General features: G+C 63.6%; 16 protein-coding genes and 1 tRNA gene. 13 read left to right on the top strand and 4 right to left on the bottom strand.

Annotated elements, in window-relative coordinates:
• Positions 1–59 precede the first annotated feature (59 nt).
• The 3 genes from PQ627_RS04680 to PQ627_RS04670 form a co-directional block, all read right to left on the bottom strand.
• Positions 60–1,562 carry an APC family permease gene (locus PQ627_RS04680; RefSeq protein ID WP_274258833.1) on the bottom strand — a complete coding sequence of 501 codons (1,503 nt, stop codon included), beginning with the start codon at positions 1,560–1,562 and terminating at the stop codon, positions 60–62.
• A gap of 23 nt (positions 1,563–1,585) precedes the next feature.
• On the bottom strand, positions 1,586–2,452 hold the full coding sequence (locus PQ627_RS04675) for a universal stress protein (RefSeq protein ID WP_274258831.1): 867 nt from the start codon (positions 2,450–2,452) through the stop codon (positions 1,586–1,588).
• 84 nt (positions 2,453–2,536) lie between these two features.
• Positions 2,537–3,910: a flavin monoamine oxidase family protein gene (locus tag PQ627_RS04670; protein ID WP_274258830.1), complete on the bottom strand. Its 1,374-nt coding sequence runs from the start codon at positions 3,908–3,910 to the stop codon at positions 2,537–2,539.
• A gap of 107 nt (positions 3,911–4,017) precedes the next feature.
• Here PQ627_RS04670 and PQ627_RS04665 point away from each other — a divergent pair, with 107 nt between their 5' ends.
• The 13 genes from PQ627_RS04665 (at position 4,018) to PQ627_RS04605 (ending at position 17,709) form a co-directional block, all read left to right on the top strand.
• Positions 4,018–4,722 carry a TetR/AcrR family transcriptional regulator gene (locus PQ627_RS04665; RefSeq protein WP_274258828.1) on the top strand — a complete coding sequence of 235 codons (705 nt, stop codon included), beginning with the start codon at positions 4,018–4,020 and terminating at the stop codon, positions 4,720–4,722.
• 18 nt (positions 4,723–4,740) lie between these two features.
• Positions 4,741–5,163 carry an NAD(+)--rifampin ADP-ribosyltransferase gene (arr, locus tag PQ627_RS04660; RefSeq protein WP_144660162.1) on the top strand — a complete coding sequence of 141 codons (423 nt, stop codon included), beginning with the start codon at positions 4,741–4,743 and terminating at the stop codon, positions 5,161–5,163.
• 47 nt (positions 5,164–5,210) lie between these two features.
• Entirely contained in the window at positions 5,211–5,816 is a 606-nt protein-coding gene (locus tag PQ627_RS04655; protein ID WP_274258825.1) for a helix-turn-helix domain-containing protein, read from the top strand.
• The gene (locus PQ627_RS04650) at positions 5,809–6,744 is read left to right on the top strand and encodes an EamA family transporter (RefSeq protein WP_260842384.1); all 936 of its coding nucleotides are present in this window, start codon (positions 5,809–5,811) and stop codon (positions 6,742–6,744) included. Before PQ627_RS04655 ends, PQ627_RS04650 begins: the two co-directional genes overlap by 8 nt.
• Positions 6,745–6,841: 97 nt before the next feature.
• On the top strand, positions 6,842–7,708 hold the full coding sequence (locus tag PQ627_RS04645) for an AraC family transcriptional regulator (protein WP_144660167.1): 867 nt from the start codon (positions 6,842–6,844) through the stop codon (positions 7,706–7,708).
• 114 nt (positions 7,709–7,822) lie between these two features.
• A complete protein-coding gene (locus PQ627_RS04640) occupies positions 7,823–8,950 on the top strand; it encodes an L-talarate/galactarate dehydratase (RefSeq protein WP_274258820.1) in 1,128 nt (375 codons plus the stop codon).
• A gap of 10 nt (positions 8,951–8,960) precedes the next feature.
• On the top strand, positions 8,961–9,659 hold the full coding sequence (locus PQ627_RS04635) for a FadR/GntR family transcriptional regulator (protein ID WP_274258818.1): 699 nt from the start codon (positions 8,961–8,963) through the stop codon (positions 9,657–9,659).
• A gap of 278 nt (positions 9,660–9,937) precedes the next feature.
• Entirely contained in the window at positions 9,938–11,335 is a 1,398-nt protein-coding gene (locus tag PQ627_RS04630) for an FAD-binding oxidoreductase (protein WP_274258817.1), read from the top strand.
• Positions 11,336–11,393: 58 nt separating this feature from the next.
• The gene (locus PQ627_RS04625) at positions 11,394–13,046 is read left to right on the top strand and encodes an ABC transporter substrate-binding protein (protein ID WP_274258815.1); all 1,653 of its coding nucleotides are present in this window, start codon (positions 11,394–11,396) and stop codon (positions 13,044–13,046) included.
• The gene (locus tag PQ627_RS04620) at positions 13,043–13,996 is read left to right on the top strand and encodes an ABC transporter permease (RefSeq protein ID WP_274258813.1); all 954 of its coding nucleotides are present in this window, start codon (positions 13,043–13,045) and stop codon (positions 13,994–13,996) included. The genes PQ627_RS04625 and PQ627_RS04620 overlap by 4 nt, the downstream gene beginning before the upstream one ends.
• A complete protein-coding gene (locus tag PQ627_RS04615; protein ID WP_274258811.1) occupies positions 13,993–14,847 on the top strand; it encodes an ABC transporter permease in 855 nt (284 codons plus the stop codon). The genes PQ627_RS04620 and PQ627_RS04615 overlap by 4 nt, the downstream gene beginning before the upstream one ends.
• A gap of 1 nt (position 14,848) precedes the next feature.
• The gene (locus PQ627_RS04610; RefSeq protein WP_274258809.1) at positions 14,849–16,513 is read left to right on the top strand and encodes an ABC transporter ATP-binding protein; all 1,665 of its coding nucleotides are present in this window, start codon (positions 14,849–14,851) and stop codon (positions 16,511–16,513) included.
• Positions 16,510–17,709: an aminotransferase-like domain-containing protein gene (locus PQ627_RS04605; protein ID WP_274258807.1), complete on the top strand. Its 1,200-nt coding sequence runs from the start codon at positions 16,510–16,512 to the stop codon at positions 17,707–17,709. Before PQ627_RS04610 ends, PQ627_RS04605 begins: the two co-directional genes overlap by 4 nt.
• A gap of 125 nt (positions 17,710–17,834) precedes the next feature.
• On the opposite strand, the gene PQ627_RS04600 is transcribed toward PQ627_RS04605, so the two are convergent.
• Positions 17,835–17,917: transfer RNA gene (locus PQ627_RS04600), tRNA-Leu, on the bottom strand.
• Between the last annotated feature and the right edge of the window lie 275 nt (positions 17,918–18,192).

Below are 18,192 nucleotides of genomic sequence, written 5' to 3'. Positions count from 1 at the left end.
GCCTGCTCTGCGCCTCAAAATGGAGACTTAGCGCGCATAGCGGGCCTCGCAAGGCAAGGCTAGCGGGAGAAATTTTTGAAGAACTCGGGCCGCACCCGGTACATCACCAGCATCACCACCACGCCCAGCAGGATCACGCCCATGCCCAGGATGAACACCAAGCCAATGCCGCCCACCGATGAACCCGAACCATAGGCCGGATCCAGGGAATCAACGGCAGTCTTGACGAACATGACGAGCAGGATCACGCCACCCAGCAGGGGTGCCAGGAACTTGAAGAAGAAGGAGCGGACACCGCTGAACGCCGAAGCCCGGAAGTACCAAACACAGGCCAGCGCGGTGATGCCGTAGTAGAAGCAGATCATCATGCCCAGCGCGGTGATGGTGTCCCAGAGGGCATTCTCGGAAACTGTCCGGGTGATCACGTAGAAGCCCGCAGCTGCGATGGCTGCGGCAATCGTGGCTGTGCTCGGGGACTTGAACGTGGGACTGATGCGACCGAACTTTGGCGAAATGGCGCGGTAGTGACCCATCGCCAACAGCGTCCGGGCGGGTGAGACGAACGTCGACTGCAAGGATGCCGCGGAGCTGCTCAGGATGGCCAGGGACATCAAAATCGCGAAAGGACCCATCACCGGACCGGCCAGTACGGCGAAGATGCTCGACTGGTTCTCCGGGTTGCCCGCACCCAGGCCCGTGTCCCCCACGCCGGCGAAGGACAAGGTTGCCAGCGCAACGGTCATGTAGATGATCACGATCACCAACACGGTCACGGTTGCTGCACGGCCAGGGGTTTTTTCGGGATTCCGGGTTTCCTCGTTCATGGTCAGGGTGACGTCCCAGCCCCAGTAAATGAAGATCGAGAGGGACACACCCGCTGTGAACGTCGTGAAGGAGTCCACCGCAAACGGGTTGAACCAGTCGGGCGAAATGGCCGTGGCATCGAAGGCCGTGCCGTTGGCAACATGCGAAAACGCCGAAACAGCGAACCACCCAAGGACCAGCAACTGGAAGGCCACCAGCACGTACTGCACACCCTTGGTTGTTTCCATGCCCCGGTAGGAAATCCAGCAAGCCACCGCAATAAACACCAGCGTGGTGGCGATGTTCAAGGGCAGGATCTTGCTGAGATCGGCTAGCGACGGATTGCTGAACACTTGCCCGAGCATCAGGTAGAAGAAGTCCACGGCGACCGCCGCGAGATTGGACAACACGATGATCGTCGCCGCGATGAGGCCCCACCCACCCATCCATCCGATCCACGGACCGAAGGCGCGCGTCGCCCACGTAAAGGACGTTCCGGCGTCGGGCATGGCGTTGTTGAGTTCGCGGTAGCCGAGCGCCACCAGCAGCATCGGAATGAAGCCCACCAGGAAGATCGCGGGAAGGTGGACGCCCACTTCGGACACCGTGGGGCCAAGGGCCGCGGTGAGCGTGTAGGCCGGAGCAATGCAGGAAACGCCGATCACGACGGCGCCGATGAGGCCCACCGATCCGGCTTTGAGGCCCTTCTCACTCAGGGCCGAATCTTTCGACTGGACCGTCTTTGGTGCAGTTGACATGGGTATTGCCTCTCAGGCGACGGCTAGGAGCGCTGTCGCGTGTAGTCGCGGGGAACCACGATCATGGGAACTGGCAGGGCACGCAGGATGCGGTTCGCGGTGGTGCCCAGGAAGGTGGCGCGGTGCTGCGCCAGGCGGCTGGAGCCGATGAGCAGGATTTCGCCGTCTTCCCAGTCGAGCCGGTCCACGGCTTCCTCGATGGTGCGGCCTTGGGCGACGACGATTTCGGGCTCGGTGCCTGCGTCACCCAAGCCGGAACCCCCGACGGCGGCAAGCCGGTCCGCAGCATGCACCCAGGCGGCGTCGGCGAGCCCGGGCGAGTTGCCGGCGTCGAGCGCCAAGAGGGAGACGAGCCGCAGCGGCAGGTGACGATCCCGTGCGGACTCGGCGGCAACGTCGAGCAGTTCATCCGCGCCCGGCCGCGTGCCGAAACCGCAGCTGAGGCGCGTGATGCCCTCCAGCCGATCAAACCCGTGGGGTGCCAAAGCGACCGGGACCGGCGATGAGTGGAGCAGCGAACTGGCCACGGAGCCGATGGTGAACCGCCTGAACAAGCCACTGTTGGTGGCACCGATCACCAAGGCTGCAGCGTCGAATTCAACAGCGGCATCAATGAGGGCCTGGGCTTCCGAGTCACCGCGGCGGATGTGCGCGCGGGCGGTGACATCGGCCGGAACCAGGGCGAGGCCTTCGTCCAACCACTGCTGTGCCTGCTCATTGAGGATGGACTCGTAGCCAGGCTCCGGCGGGTACACGGCGTTGTATGGAGAATCCTCCGGGACCACCAGGACCAGGTCCAGGCTGGCGTCCTGGCCGCGGGCCAGCGCAATGGCGAGGTGGACGGCGTCGTGCCCCCTGGCATTGGCGGTGTAGCCGACGACGTAGCGCATGGTTGCCCTTTCGATACTTAAACAGTGCTGCCGGCAGTCCGGGGACGGCACTTCCCCCGGACTGCCGGTTGCTTGATTCTGCGGCTAGACCGCTACCGACGCCAGCTTGTTGGCTTCGACGATGCGTGCTGCGGTGGCCTGGCCCATGCGGACCGCGCCATCGACGTGCTGGTAGCCCTCAGCTGCGAGGTCGGACGAGGACCAGTAGATCGGGCCGACGTTGGCGTGCTGGTCCTTGCCGTAGCGGTGCAGGCCGCCGAGGTCGTAGCTGGAGGCGTACGCGCCGCGGGTCCACTCTTCGGAGCCCCAGTCGGACTCGTAGTAGACCTCGGGGGTCAGGGCCTTGTCACCCAGGAAGCCGGCGATGGATTCCAGGATGGCCTGCTTGCGGTCTTCCGCGCTGAGCTCGAATACGGCGTCGGCCTTTTCATCGGATACGAAGCCCACCAGGGTGCCGCGGGTGTCGCCGTGGTTGGTGTTGTCGTAGACCTCCTGGACCAGCGCACCGGCGCTGAAGCCCGTGCCGGACAGTCCGTCTTCGCGCCAGAACGGCGTCTCGTAGACGGCGTGCACCTTGATGACCAGGCCCAGGGACTGGTGCTGGTGCATCTGGTGCTGGCGGCGCGGCAGCGGCGGGTTGAAGGAAACGCGGGAGTACAGGTTCGGCGGGACAGCCATGATCACGTAACGGGCGTTCACGGTGGCGCCGTCGGAAACAACAGTGACGTTGTTGTCTTCCCAATTGATGCTGCGCACTGGACTGTTGAGAACGACGTCGGAACCCAACTCGGCTGCCTGCAGGAGCGAAACCTGCTGCATGCCGCCGATCACGCGCTTGTCCAGGATGAAGTCCTCATCCGTCAGGTGCGTGAAGGATCCGGCAGAAGCGGCCATGAGGATCGCCTGCAGGGCCGAGAAGGCGTGGGCGGGCTTGGTGAGCATGCCGCCGGCGATGAAGAGGCCGATGTTGTTGCAGGCTTCCTCGTCGTTCGAGTTCTGACGGAGCCAGTGGTGGAAGGAGATGGTGTCCAGCTCGCGGGCCTTGGGGTGTGCCCAGGGTTCGGTGGGACCGATCTCCGCAGCGAGCTCGTCCAGGATGGCGACGAGCTTGTCCATTTCGGCCTTGGTGGTCTCGTTGACCGGGAACGTGTCGCCGGTGTAGCGGGTGGCCTTGCCGTCTGCGCCGATGTAGACAGATTCGCCATCGCGGTAGCGCGAGTACATTTTCAGGCCGAGCTCGTCCAGCAGGTCCATGAGGGCCGTCTGGTCGGGGGAAACCCACTGGCCGCCGATCTCCAGCATGGCGCCGTCGATGGTGTCGGTCCAGGTACGGCCGCCCACGCGGTCGCGTGCTTCGAGCACTGCGACGCTGAGTCCGGCCTTCTTCAATTCGCGTGCCGCCGTCAACCCTGACGGTCCGGCACCGACGATCACAACGTCGCGATCAAGATTCTGCATGATGTCCTCTCCGTGGCCGTCCGTTGGTGGCTGACCAATAAATGAATGGCATTCATTTAGATCCATAGTAGCGGCTGAGTGAGCAGCTGGGAAGGGCCGGTGGAATAATGCTGGGGACACAGGCAGCAGAAAGGCTCCCGATGCCCGCACCAACCCCAGCCCCCTCCGCGACCTCCCGGCGGCGCGCCGGCCGACCAACGGCGGCGGTCCTGGACCAGGACGGCATTACGACGGCGGCGCTCACCTTGATCAGCAGCAAGGGTTACGACGGACTCACCATGGCGGCATTGGCCCGCTCCCTGGGGGTTGCCCCGTCCGCCCTGTACAACCACGTCTCCTCCAAGGACGACGTGCTGGTGCTGCTTGAAGACCACCTCGCCGCAATGGTGGATGTCTCGGCATTCGGGGTGGAGCCGTGGGACGTTGCCGTACGGCGCTGGGCATGGTCCTACCGCGATGTCTTCTCCGAGCACACTCCCCTGATCCCCATCATCGCCGTACTGCCGGTAGCCAACGCCCCCAAGACCCTCGCCATGTACGAGGCCGTGACCGCCGGCTTCCGCGACGCCGGCTTCCCCGAGGACCGCATCATTTCCGCGATTGTGGCACTGGAAGCCTTCGTGTTCGGCGCCGCTTACGACGTCACCGCTCCCGAGGACATTTTCGACGCCGGCGACCTCGCCGAGGACGTCCCGAACTTCACCTCCGCCGTGGACCGGCTGTCCCTGGCAGGCCATGAACGACCCACGGATACAGCCTTCAGCCTGGGACTTGAAGCGTTGATCGCAGGCTTTGGAGCGATGCGGGCGTAAGTTGCCTAGGCTGGGTCCATGACTGAAGCGCTGGATGAGGGCCCTTTTTACCACGGCACGAAAGCTGAAGTCCGGGCGGGCGACATTCTCTCGCCGGGGTATCGCTCGAACTACAAGCCCGACGTCGTCATGAACCATATCTACTTCACTGCCCTGCGCGACGGGGCCGGACTGGCGGCGGAGCTCGCCGTCGAACTGGCGTCCGGCGACGGTGAGCCGCACGTCTATCTCGTGGAACCCACTGGTCCCTACGAGAACGACCCCAACGTGACGGACAAGAAGTTCCCCGGAAATCCCACGCGCTCCTACCGCAGTACGTTTCCGCTCAGGGTCGTCGAGGAAGTCACCGACTGGACGCGACTTACCCCCGAAGCACTAGAGATGTGGCGGGAGCGGCTTGCCGCAATCCGGGCTGATGAGCGGGCAGAAATCATCAATTAAGGCGCCTCGACACTTCATTGCCAAGATAGTGCAGTATGCTGCACTACATGGAAGACAGTGCAGAGAGCCTGGCTCGCGCCATTGGAGAGCGCGTCAAGCAAGAACGCAAGGGCCGCGACTGGACGCTCGACAAGTTGGCCGAACTCGCCGGCGTGAGCCGCAGGATGCTGGTCAACGTAGAGCAAGGCGCCGTGAATCCGAGCATCGGAACCCTCCTTCGGATCAGTGACGCCCTGGGAGTAGGCTTGCCCGCGCTTGTCGAGCCGCCGGCACCCCGGGCGGCCAGGATCACCCGTTCAGGTGAAGGCGCGCTGCTCTGGACCGGCCCGTCGGGCGGCCGCGGCGTGCTGGTCGCGGGCACTGAGTCTCCCGACGTCGTCGAGCTGTGGGACTGGACCTTGGCACCCGGGGAACTGCACGGGAGTGAGGCACACTCCGCAGGAACGCGCGAGCTGCTGCAAGTGCAGGAAGGTGCCCTCACCATAGAGATCGAGGCAGAGAGCTACGAGCTCAGCGCTGGCGATGCCCTCACTTTCCGCAGCGATGTCCCGCACTCATATGCCAACCCCGGCATATCCCCGTCCCGCTTCACGCTGGCGGTCTTCGAACCCGGGGTCGGAGCGGGACACCGAACGGAGGCTCCCAATGCGTAACCGCCTGTCCGGAGCAATTGGTGGACTTCCGCCTTGGTCCATGGCTGTTGCCGCCATGATGGCGGTTCAACTATCCAACGCCCTGTCGGTGAGCGTGATCGGTCAGATCGGACCGGCAGGTACAGCATGGATGCGCATGTGCTTTGGAGTCGTTTTCCTGTGGATGGTCAGCCGGCCGGCAATCCGGTCTTTGCGCCGTAGGGATCTCCCCGCGTTGATAGCCCTAGGAGTGGTCACGGGTTTCATGACCACGTTCTTCCTTGCCGCCGTCGAGCGTATTCCGCTGGGAACCGCCGTCGCGATCGAATTCCTGGGACCCCTCACGGTGGCCGGCATCATGAGTCACCGCCGAAAGGCGCTGGTGTGGCCGCTGCTGGCCTTCATCGGCGTGGTTCTGCTGACGGAACCCTGGCATGGCGCGATCGACCTGGCCGGAGTGGGATTCGCCTTGGCGGCCGGTGTTTGCTGGGGCCTGTACAACGTGCTGACGCAGCATGTGGGTGATCGATTCTCGGGCATCAGCGGGTTGTCGCTCACCATTCCGGTTGCCGCGTTGGCCACCCTGCCCTTTGGGTTGCCGCAGGTACTGGGTGGCTCGCTTGAGTGGTGGGTTCTGCCGATGGCCGCGGGGATCGCGCTGATTACTCCAGTGATCGCTTTTGGTTTGGAAATGCTGGCCTTGCGGCGCATGACCCACACGGCTTTTGGCACACTGCTGTCCATTGAGCCTGCTTTTGGCGTGCTGATCGGCCTGCTGGTGCTGGCGCAGTCGCCCACGCTGATGCAGCTTGTTGGGGTTGCGCTGGTGGTGGTGGCCGGGACGGCGGCGCAGCAGGACGGGAAGCGTGCGCCCAAGCCGGTGGTGACGACGGATGTACCGGCGGCGCCTGGTGGCGTGAGGAACGGAGAGGGACGCGTTGGAAGCTAGTTGAGGACGGGTGCTCTGCGAGCGGTGATCGAATCGGACCGCGATAGTAGGGTTCGGGGTGAACCGGACGAGCAGGCTTGTAGGTGAAGGGAGAACCGTGATCTCAGCGCTAAACCAACTCGTCGATTTTATCGATGGTCACCTCACCGAGGAGATCAATATTGATGACTTGGCGGTCAGGCTCGGCATGACAGAGTACCACCTCCGCCGAATGTTCTCATCGCTGGCGGGCATGCCGCTCTCCGAGTACGTCCGCAGGCGCCGAATGACGGTGGCTGCAACGGACGTTCTCGGGACGGGCGACCTGCTGGCTATCGCTGTGCGGTATGGCTACGGCTCAACGGAGGCTTTTAGCCGGGCATTCCGGTCAGTACACGGCGTCGGTCCGAGCGACGTGCGCCGGAACGGCGGCCCCCTTCGCACACAACCGCAGCTCAGGTTCCGCCTGACCGTAGAAGGGAACACCACAATGGACACTCGCATCGCAGAACGGCCGGCATTCAAACTCATCGGTCGTTCGGCACGTGTACCGCTTATACACAACGGCCCAAACCCGCACATCCAGGCACACATCGCCTCACTGCCAATAGCAGAGCACGCCCGGCTCAAGGAATTGAGCAACACCGACCCCGGTGGCCTGCTCCAGGTGAGCGCCGACGTAGACCCGGACTATAAGGAGGGCAGCGAGCTGACCTACCTTCATGGAGTCGCCGTCACCGAATCGACACCCGCGCCCCAGGAGCTCGACGCGATCGAGGTTCCCGCGGGCATCTGGGCGGTGTTCCATGCCGAAGGGGCTTACCCGGAGGTTCTTCAGTCCACGTGGGCCTCCACTGCCACCGATTGGTTCCCCTCCAATCCGTGGCGGCTCCGTCCAGGACCAGCGATTGTGGCAGTCCTCGACCGCGCGGAGGACTTCAGCACAGCGAGCTGCGAACTGTGGCTCCCTGTGGAACGCGGCTGAACGATCAGCCCGCCGGCAGGCCAATGGCCATACCGGCGGGCTCCTCCGGAAACATCATCTCTTGTAGAACAAGTACTCAACTTGTATCCTAAGTAAAACAATTTAGGAGACCCCGTGAGCACCGTCGACCTCATCCGGCACGTCAAACTGTCCACCGCGAGATTGCCCCTCGCCGTACCCATCAGCGACGCCAAAGTTTTCACCGGGCGCCAGAAGCCGATGACCGAGGTCGTTTTCCTGTTCGCCGAGATCACCACCGAACAGGGCCACAGCGGCTTGGGTTTCAGCTACTCCAAGCGCGCCGGCGGACCCGCCCAGTATGCCCACGCCAAGGAGGTCGCGGAGGGCATCATCGGCGAGGACCCCAACGACATCGGCAAGATCTACACCAAGCTCCTCTGGGCCGGCGCTTCCGTCGGAAGGTCAGGCGTGGCAACACAGGCGTTGGCCGCCGTCGACATCGCCCTCTACGACCTCAAAGCCAAACGCGCAGGCCTCCCCTTGGCCAAACTCCTGGGCTCTTACCGCGACTCCGTCCAGACCTACAACACCTCCGGCGGCTTCCTCAACGCCACCTTGGAGGAGGTCAAAGCACGTGCCACGCAGTCCCTCGAGGAGGGCATCGGCGGGATCAAAATCAAGGTTGGCCTGCCCGATTCCAAGGAAGACCTTCGCCGCGTGGCCGGGATCCGGGAGCACATCGGCTGGGACGTGCCGCTTATGGTGGACGCCAACCAGCAGTGGGACCGTGCCACCGCCCTGCGCATGGGCCGCCAGTTGGAAGAGTTCAACCTCATCTGGATCGAAGAACCACTGGATGCCTACGACTTCGAAGGTCACGCACACCTCGCGCAGATCCTGGACACCCCCATCGCCACGGGCGAGATGCTGGCCTCCGTCGCCGAACACAAAGGCCTCATCAACGCCAACAGCTGCGACATCATCCAGCCTGATGCCCCGCGCGTCGGCGGCATCACCCAGTTCCTGCGCCTCGCTGCCCTGGCGGATGAGAGAGGCCTTGGCCTGGCGCCGCATTTCGCCATGGAAATCCACCTTCACCTGGCGGCTGCCTATCCACGTGAACCTTGGGTGGAGCACTTCGACTGGTTGGACCCGCTCTTTGAGGAACGGTTGGAGACCAAGAATGGCCGCATGATCGTCCCGGACCGTCCCGGACTTGGCGTCACCTTGAGCGATCAGGCCCGTGCGTGGACCACCGAATCCGTGGAGTTCGGCGCGTAATCTGGAACCCATGAGCCGAAACCTCACCGCGGATCTCGCCGCCGACCTCCGCAACCGCATCGTCGACGGCGTCATCCAGCCAGGTGAAAAGCTCCCCAGCGAAAACACCCTCATCAGCGAGTTCGGGGTGAGCAGGACCGTGGTCCGCTCCGCCCTGACCCGGCTGCAAGCCGAGGGCCTTGTGGAAACCGAACGCGGACGGGGCAGCTTCGCGCTGACTCCCCCCGCGGAAGGCCCGACACAAGCGCCGGGAACACGGCCGGTTTCCAGCATGGAAGAACGGCTTCAGATGCTGGACTTCCGGATCGGCGTCGAAACCGAGGCGGCGGCCCTTGCGGCCAAGAACCACAACGAGCTGCAACTGAAAGCAGTCCACGGCGCCTTGGAGCAGTTCACCGCGAACGTCGCCCACCCGGCGCACGCCATGAAGGCGGATTTCGAATTCCACCGCGCCGTCGCCGCCGCCTCCGGCAATCCCTTTTATACGGACTGCATTACCGCTCTCGGCCAAACCATGATCGCCATGCCCCGCCCGCGCCTCGTCGCGGGGGACGACCAGGAAAGCCGCGACCGCTTCGACCACGTGATCCACGAGCACTCCTCCATCTATGCGGCAATCGCGGAGCGCGATCCCGTGGCTGCCGCGGCAGCGATGCGCCTCCACCTCAGCAACTCACGACGCCGGCTCACGGGTTCCGCACGCGACTGACCTCCTAGCGGCACGCCCAACTGTCACATGACGTTTTACGTGTTCCCGCGAGGAAACATTTCGTCCTTTAGCGACGCCGTTTAACGGAATTGGAATCCCCACGTCGTCCCATTGAGAACTATTGATTGAAGTTTCACGAAACTGGCATCCGAATTCCGAGGACCGGTAATTTTTGATGACCCAGTCATTTTATGGACCGGGATATCCATCAAAGCCTTTGGGTGCTTCGTTGCAGGGACTTCTGTCTTGTCATGCACCCGGACAGAAAGCACCCCGGCATGACAACTCAGCAGACCGAAGCATCAACCATCCACGCCTACCTTGGGCAGCTGCCGAAGAGCATCGAGGTCATCGAACCCGGCACGCAGACCATCCGCTACAGCCACGACGCCGCCACCGCCAAAACTGTGCCGGCAGCCCAAACAGAAGGGCCCGCCGTCGTTCTTCCTGCGTCAGCGGCCGAAGTCCAAGAGGCAGTAAGGCTCGCCGCGGAACTCGGCGTTACGGTGGTCCCCCGCGGGGCCGGCAGCGGCCTGTCGGGCGGGGCGACTGCCAGGGTAAATCAGGTGGTCATTTCCACGGAAAAGCTCAATCGGATTATCGAAGTTTCACCGCTGGACGAAGTCGCCGTTGTTGAACCTGGCGTCATCAATGCCGAACTCAACAAATACCTCGAGCCCTACGGCCTTTTCTACGCGCCGGATCCTGCGAGTTTTGACATTTCCTCAATCGGCGGGAATATCGCCACCAACGCCGGTGGGCTGCGGTGCGCCAAGTACGGGGTGACTCGCGAATCCATCCTGTCCCTCGACGTCGTACTCGCCGACGGAAGCCTCATCACCGTAGGGCACCGTTCCATAAAGGGCGTCACGGGCCTGGACCTCACCTCGCTGTTTGTCGGTTCCGAGGGCATCCTCGGCATCGTCGTGAGCGCTACAGTGAGGCTCCGCCCCATCCCCGTCGCCCGGAAAACCGTCAGCGCTTTCTTCGACACCACGGCCCAGGGAACGGAGGGCCTTGCAGCCATCACGCTCTCGCCCGTACGCCCGGCGGCCATCGAATTTTTCGACACCCCGAGCCTGCACAACATCGACGCCCACTCCGGTACTGCGCTCCGTGAGCGCGGCGGTGCGCTGATCCTGATCGAACTGGACGGCTTCGGCATCGGCGACCAAGCTGCCGCACTGGCGACGGCGCTCACTGCTGCCGGCGGTCGGGTGACCGTGGAAGCCGACGACGACGGCGTGCGGCTTTGGGAACTGCGCCGCAGCGGCCGAGGCCTACCGCAGGACAAGTGGTACATCGGCGAGGACATCGCCGTCCCGAAATCCCAACTCGGCAAGGTCTACGCCGCTTTCCCCGCGCTCGAAGCCCGCTTCGGCGTCGATATTTCCGCTGTGTCGCACGCCGGCGACGGGAACCTTCATCCGCTCATCACCTTGGACAAGACGCCCGACGACGGCCCCAACCCACCTGCAGCCCTGCAGGAAGCAGCCACTGAACTCGTGAAAGTTGCGCTCTCGCTCGGCGGAACGGTCACCGGTGAACACGGCGTGGGCTCCATCAAGAAGGAGTGGGCCGCACTGGAACTTTCCCAGCGCAGCCGCGAGCTCCAGCACGCCATCAAAGCAGCGATCGACCCCCAGCAGCTGCTGAACCCCGGCAAGGCCATCTAGCCAATCAGTAAAACCCGGCCACCCCACCGGCCACACCCAACGCATCCCAGGAGAATCCATGAACACCTTCGCAACCCCTGAATTCCGCAGGCGCGCCTTCCTTGCGGGCCTCGGCGCCCTGTCCACGTCGGCCTTGATCACCGCCTGCGGCGGGCCAACTGCCAGCACCGGCGCGAACGGTGGCACCCCGGTGGAAGGCGGGAACATCACCTTCCTGATCCAGGGCTACGACACCGGCTGGGTCCCCAGCAAGACCGCAATCTCCAGCTATGAGGGAAACCTCTGGGGCCAGATCACGGACAAGCTGGTCTACGTCAATGAAAAGGGCGAGCTCAGCCCCTGGGTTGCCGAGAAGTGGGAGGAGCTCAACGGGGCCAAGGACTTTGTCCTCCACCTGAAGGAAGGCGTAACCTTCTCGGACGGAACCCCGTTGGATGCCGCAGCCGTGGTTGCCAACCTGAACGCCTGGGCCAAGGGCGACTCTGCGCGCGGCATCAGCAAGGTTGGCCTGTTCCCTTCCACCAACTTCGCCTCCGCCGAAGCCACCGATCCCAAAACGGTCAAGGTCAGTTTCTCCTCTCCGGCCCTCGGCTTCATTGCCACGCTGGCCTACCACGGCTGCATCCTGCTCTCGCCGAAGACCTTGGCCTTGCCGGTTGAAGCACAGGCAGACCTCAGCCAGGAAATTGGCAGCGGTCCGTTTGTGGTCAAGTCCTGGAAGCAGGGCGACAGCTACGTCCTGGAGAAGCGCAAGGACTACAACTGGGGCCCGGCGGCGCTCGGTCACACGGGTCCGGCCCGCTTGGACACCATCACGTACAAGGTCATCAAGGACACCTCGGTCCGTACCTCCACCGTGGTTTCGGGCCAGGCAGATGTTGCCTTCAACGTTGAGCCGCAGGAGATCGAATCCCTCAAGGCCCAGGGCTTTACCGTCGGCACACCCCGCTACCTCGGCTTCGTGGACGGCTTCCAGGTGAACACCACAGCCTTCCCCACCAACGAACTCGCCGTCCGCCAGGCCATCCAACACGGCATCGACCGCGAAGAGATCCGCAAGACCGTCTACACCGACGACTGGAACGCCGCCACCACCTTCATCCAGGGCAACGTCCCCGAAGCCGGCGACTTCAGCGACTCCTTCAAGTTCGATCCCGAGAAGGCCAACAAAGTGCTCGACGACGCCGGCTGGACCAAGGGCTCCGATGGATACCGGACCAAGGACGGCAAAACGCTCGAATTCACGCTCACGCCCAACCCCTACGTCCCCTCCACCAAGGCCGAGGACGAACTCATCGCCCAGCAGCTGAAGAAGGTAGGCATCAAGGTCAACCTCAAGGTAGTGGACGTTGCGGGCTACGCAGCCATCCAGGCCAGCAAGCCGCCGCTGTTCCAAACCTCCCGCAGCTTCGTCGACGTCGGAACGGTCGCCGGTGTCCTGACCAGCCAGAACAAGGGCGAAGACTGGTTCAGCGTCGGAACCAGCGACCAAAAGCTGAACGACCTCTCGACGGCGATCGCCACCGCTTCGGACAGGGCCTCCCGTGAGAAGGTTGCCGACGAACTGCAGAAGTACGTCCTGGACCAGGGCTACTTTGTTCCCCTTAACCAGTTGGTCCAGCGCCTGTACCTGATCAGCCCGAAGATCAAGGACGTCCAGTACAACGGCCTGGCCTACGCCAACTTCTACACCGCCTGGATTTCACAGTGACCAGCGATTACAAGCGCTTTGCCCTTACGCGTGTGGGCCAGGCGGTCATCGTTGTCCTCCTCGCCTATGTCCTGACGTTCCTCGTCATCAGCGTGCTCCCCGGTGACGCGATCACCAACACGCTCCGCGACCCGCAGCACGGCCTCAGCGAGGAAGACATCCAGCGGATCGTGGCCTTCTATGGGCTCGATCAACCGGTGATCGTCCAGCTCCTCCTGTCATTGGGCCGCTTCCTGACCGGTGAACTCGGGTTTTCGCTGCAGTCCAACCTGCCGGTGACCCAGATTGTCGGGGATGCCCTGCCTTCAACCCTCACACTGGCCTCGAGTGCCCTGGTGATCGCGATCGTCTTCGCCGTGGCCATCGCCTACGGTGCCCAGTACCTTCCCGGGAAGTGGGCCGCGATTGTCCGCTCCATCCCGTCGTTCTTCCTGTCCGTGCCGAACTTCGTGATCGGCCTCATCCTGATCGAGTTTTTCGCATTCCGGCTCCATTCGTTCACCACCACCGACCCGAACAGTCCCGTGGCTACGCTCTTTGCTGCCATCACCTTGGCAATTCCCGTCTCGGCTCCCTTGGCCGAGGTGTTGATTGCCAGCCTGGACCACGAGTCCCGGCAGGAGTACGCGGTGGTAGCCCGTTCCCGTGGACTGACGGAAGCCAGGCTCTTCGCCAAGCACCTGGTGAAGCCGTCAGCCCTGCCGTCCGTAGCCATGGTGGCCCTGATCGTGGGTGAACTCCTGGGCGGTTCGGTCATCACGGAAACCATCTTTGGACGGGACGGCATCGGCACCGTGGTGCAGAAAGCTGTGACGGGCGAGGACCAACCGGTGCTTCAGGCAGTCGTTTCCCTCTCCGCAGTGGTGTTTGTGGCCGTCAACCTCCTTGCGGACCTCGCGTCACCGGTACTCGATCCGCGCGTCAAACTCCGGGAGAAGGTAAGCGCATGACCGCCCTGCTCAGCAGTCCCCAGCTCAATGAACAAGAGCCCACCCAGAGGAAGCTGACGGACGGACTTCCCCCGGTCACGGTGATCCTGTCTTTCGCCGTGGTTCTCCTCGTCATCCTCTGGTCCTTGGTACCGGGTATCTTCACGCACTACAGTCCGGTTACCGGCGACACCGCGAGCAAACTGGCCGCACCCAGCGCCGCACACTGGTTCGGGACCGACTACCTTGGCCGGGACCAGTACGCACGCGTGGTTTACGGCACGGCATCCTCGGTCACAAGCGCCTTGGTGGCCGTCCTGATCGGCTTGGTAGTGGGCAGCATCATCGGCCTCGCAGCAGGATTCCGCGGCGGCTGGACCGACTCCATCCTTGGCCGCTTGGTCGATGTGCTTCTGGCCATTCCGGGCTTCCTCCTGGCTGTGGTCATCGTCAGTTCCCTGGGTTTCCAGACCATAAACGCGGCCATCGCAACCGGTGTGTCCGCCGTCGCGGTTTTCGCCAGGCTGATGCGCGCCGAAGTGATGCGTGTCCGCGGCGCCACATTCGTCGAAGCGTCCTACCTCGAAGGCGGCAACCGCCTCCACGCCCTGCTGGGACACATCCTGCCCAACGCCTACCGCTCTGTGCTGGTCCTGGCCGTGCTCCAGTTCGGCACGTCCATCCTGATCATCGCGTCCCTGGCTTTCCTCGGCTACGGCGATCCGCCCCCTGCCTCGGACTGGGGTCTGCTGGTGGCCTCCGGCAAAACCTACGTAACGGCACCGTGGCTCGTGTACGCGCCGGCGTTGGTCATCGTCATTACTGTCTTGTCCGTCAACCGCATCAGCCGCTGGCTGCGAAAGGCGAAGTGACATGAGCTCCCTATTAACTGTGCAAGGTTTGTCGATCGCTTACGACCATGCCGCCGTCGTCCATGATGTGTCGTTTTCACTCGCCAAAGGCGAGAGTCTCGCGCTGATCGGCGAGTCGGGTTCGGGCAAGTCGACCATCGCCAAAGCCGTCCTCCGCCTGCTTCCCCACGGTTCGACCGCCACCGGGACAGTGGAGTTGAACGGCAAGGATCTCCTCTCCCTGCCGGAGAAGCAGTTCCGGCCGTACAGGGGCCGGGAACTCGGGTTCATCCCGCAGGACCCCGCGTCGGCGCTCAATCCGGTGCGGACCATCGGCGCACAAGCCCACGAGGCAGCCGCCCTGCTCGGCGAGACCGATCCCGAGGTGCGACGCCGGAGAATCCTTGAGGTCCTGGAGCAGGTAGGCCTTCCCGATCCCGCGCGGGTCTACGATTCCTATCCACACCAGCTCTCCGGCGGCATGCTGCAGCGCGTTCTCATTGCCCTGACCGTGCTGCCGCGGCCGTCGGTGATCGTGGCCGATGAACCCACCTCGGCCTTGGACGTCACCGTTCAAAAGCTGATCCTGGACATGCTGACCGAGCTCCGGAGCGAGTTGGACATCAGCCTGCTCCTCATCACGCACGACCTCGCAATTGCCGCCGAGCGCGCCGATTCCCTGGTCGTCTTGAAGGATGGAGCGGTCCAGGAAAGCGGCGCTTCGCGCGAGATTTTCGCGGCACCCAGGACCAAGTACGCCAGGAATCTCCAAGCGGACGTCCCGGCTTTGCATCCGGACAGGTACCGGAACCAGCGGCTCGCCACTGATGCAGTGCACGACGGCGGCTCCCGGACGGACGCGGCCGGCCCACCATCTGTTGGGCCCGCCCAGATCGACGTGCGTGCCGTGACAAAACGCTTCACCGCAGGCGGCAAGGAAGTGCTGGCCGTAGATGGGGTCTCGTTCTCCGTTGAACGCGGACGCACCCACGCCTTAGTGGGCGAATCAGGATCGGGAAAGACAACGGCAGTCCGGCTGCTGCTCGGTCTTGAACAAGCGGACGGTGGGGAGATCGCGGTAGCCGGGGAATCGACGTCTGGACGGTCGCGGGCTGAGGTCCGGGAAATCCGGCGCCATCTCCAGCTGGTCTACCAAAACCCGTTCACGTCACTGGACCCCACGTGGAAGGTCAGCAGGATCATCCGGGAACCCCTGGACCAGTTCGGAGTGGGGACCAAGGCAGAACGGGCCCAACGTGTCCGTGAAGCATTGGATGCGGTGGGCCTGCCCGAATCAGTGGCATCACGCAGGCCCGCGAATCTGTCCGGCGGCCAACGGCAGCGCGTAGCTATCGCCCGCGCGCTCGTGGTGCGGCCCGACGTCGTCGTTCTGGACGAGCCGACGTCCGCACTCGACGTGAGCGTCCAGGCGGGAATCCTGGAGCTGCTGTCCAAGCTGCAGCGCGAACTGGGCCTGACGTATCTGTTCGTTTCCCACGACCTCGCGCTGGTGCGGCAGGTGGCGGACACAGTTTCCGTGCTGCGGCGCGGGCAGGTCGTCGAAGACGGGCCTGTGGAAGACATCTTCCTGCGGCCGCAGCATCCCTATACACAGTCACTCCTGGAGGCGATCCCCTTGGCCGCGCCAGTATCCGACACCAAACAACTAGCGAAGGCATCAGCATGACCGTGAACCTGACCACCACCCGCAGGCCTGTCCTGATCGAGGCCTTCACGGCACCCAAGGGTTTCGGTGACGCCACCCTGCGCGACAAGCGCGCGGACGCAATCGAACTGCTGGGTGGCATTCCGGATCCGGGCGTCCTTCCCACCACAGAGATAGCGGAAGCAACAGCCCGTGTATTGGCGCGGCCGGGGGTTCCCGCCCTGCAGTATTCGCGGACGGAAGGCATCTCGCCCTTGCGCGAATGGATCGCCGAGCGTGAAGGGGTGCCTGTGGACCGCATCCTGATTACCAACGGCGGCTTCCATGGCTTGTCCCTGGCGATTCAGGCCGTGGTGGAGCGCGGCGACCTGGTAGCCGTGGACAACCCGATCTTCCCGTTGTTCCTTCGTGGGCTGCAGCTCTCCGACGCCAGGACCCTGCCGGTGTTCGTCGGGCCGCGCGGGCTGGACGTAGACCATCTCAGCGACCTGTTGCGCGGCGGTGCCCGACCATCCGCCCTCTATACAGTGCCGGACTTCCACAATCCCTCGCAGGGCACCATGCCGGGGGAAGCCCGTGCGGAACTCGTGCGCCTCGCGGAGCACTATGGCTTCGTGATCCTGGCGGACAACCCCTACCGTGAGCTGCGTTTCGCGGGAGAACAGGAGAGCGTGGAGGAATTCAACAACTCCGACCACGTGCTGCACATTAATACGTTCACCAAAACGCTGGGTCCCGGGCTTCGGCTGGGGTGGACCGTGACCCCCGAACACCTGGCCCGCGACCTTGTGGCACTTCGCAGCCGCCAGGACTCCCATAGCTCGACGCTGGTCCAGGCGATCATCGGCGAGCTCGTCACGTCCGACCCCGGAATCTTCGACGCCACGCTGAACAAGGCACGTGCCCTCTACCGCAGCCGTGCAGAGACCCTGGTGGCAGCGCTGGACCGGGAAGCGCCGGGCGCGTTTGAGTCCTTGCTTCCCGAGGGCGGGCTGTTCCTGTGGCCGCGACTGGCCGACGATGCAGTGGATCCGGACCAGCTGGCAGCGGACGCCAGTGCCGAGGGTGTGGAGTACCAGCGCGGCTCGTTCTTCCCCTCGGGACCGGGAACGGATGCCGACCGCCACCTGCGCCTGGCCTACGGCGACGTCTCCGCCGAAAAGCTGGAAGAAGCCGCATCACGCCTGGGACGTGCCCTGAAGCGCCAACTCCCCTAGCCCTCACCCAACTAGGGGACAGCACATGCCCTAATGAGGGCTGATTAGGACGCGTGCTGTCCCCTGGTTGGGTGGACGGGCAACAAAAAAGCCCCCGATCCGTAGATCGGGGGCTTTTCATTGCGTGCGCGAGGGGGGATTTGAACCCCCACACCCTTTCGGATACTGGCACCTGAAGCCAGCGCGTCTGCCGTTCCGCCACTCGCGCGCAACTTCTTTTTCCGGATCTTCACTGGTTTCCCAGCTTCGCTTCCTTCAAAAGCAGCGAGATCAAGCATAACGGACATGCGGAGCAAAACACCAATCGAGCCGCGTACCACGCCTTGGAAAGGGGACAAATACCCATGAATCCGCGGAAATTCAAGGTTTTTTCACCCCCCGGGAGCCCCGCCAACGCGGGCCACGGCCGAACTTTTCCGGGGCACAAGGCGTTGTGGATTAAGGTCATTCCCAGTCAGTCCCAGTAGTATCGGGAAGTGGAAG

It is taken from the genome of Paenarthrobacter sp. AB444 (assembly GCF_028736865.1).
Classification (GTDB): domain Bacteria; phylum Actinomycetota; class Actinomycetes; order Actinomycetales; family Micrococcaceae; genus Arthrobacter; species Arthrobacter nicotinovorans_B.
This window is presented reverse-complemented; position numbering and strand designations above follow the sequence as displayed.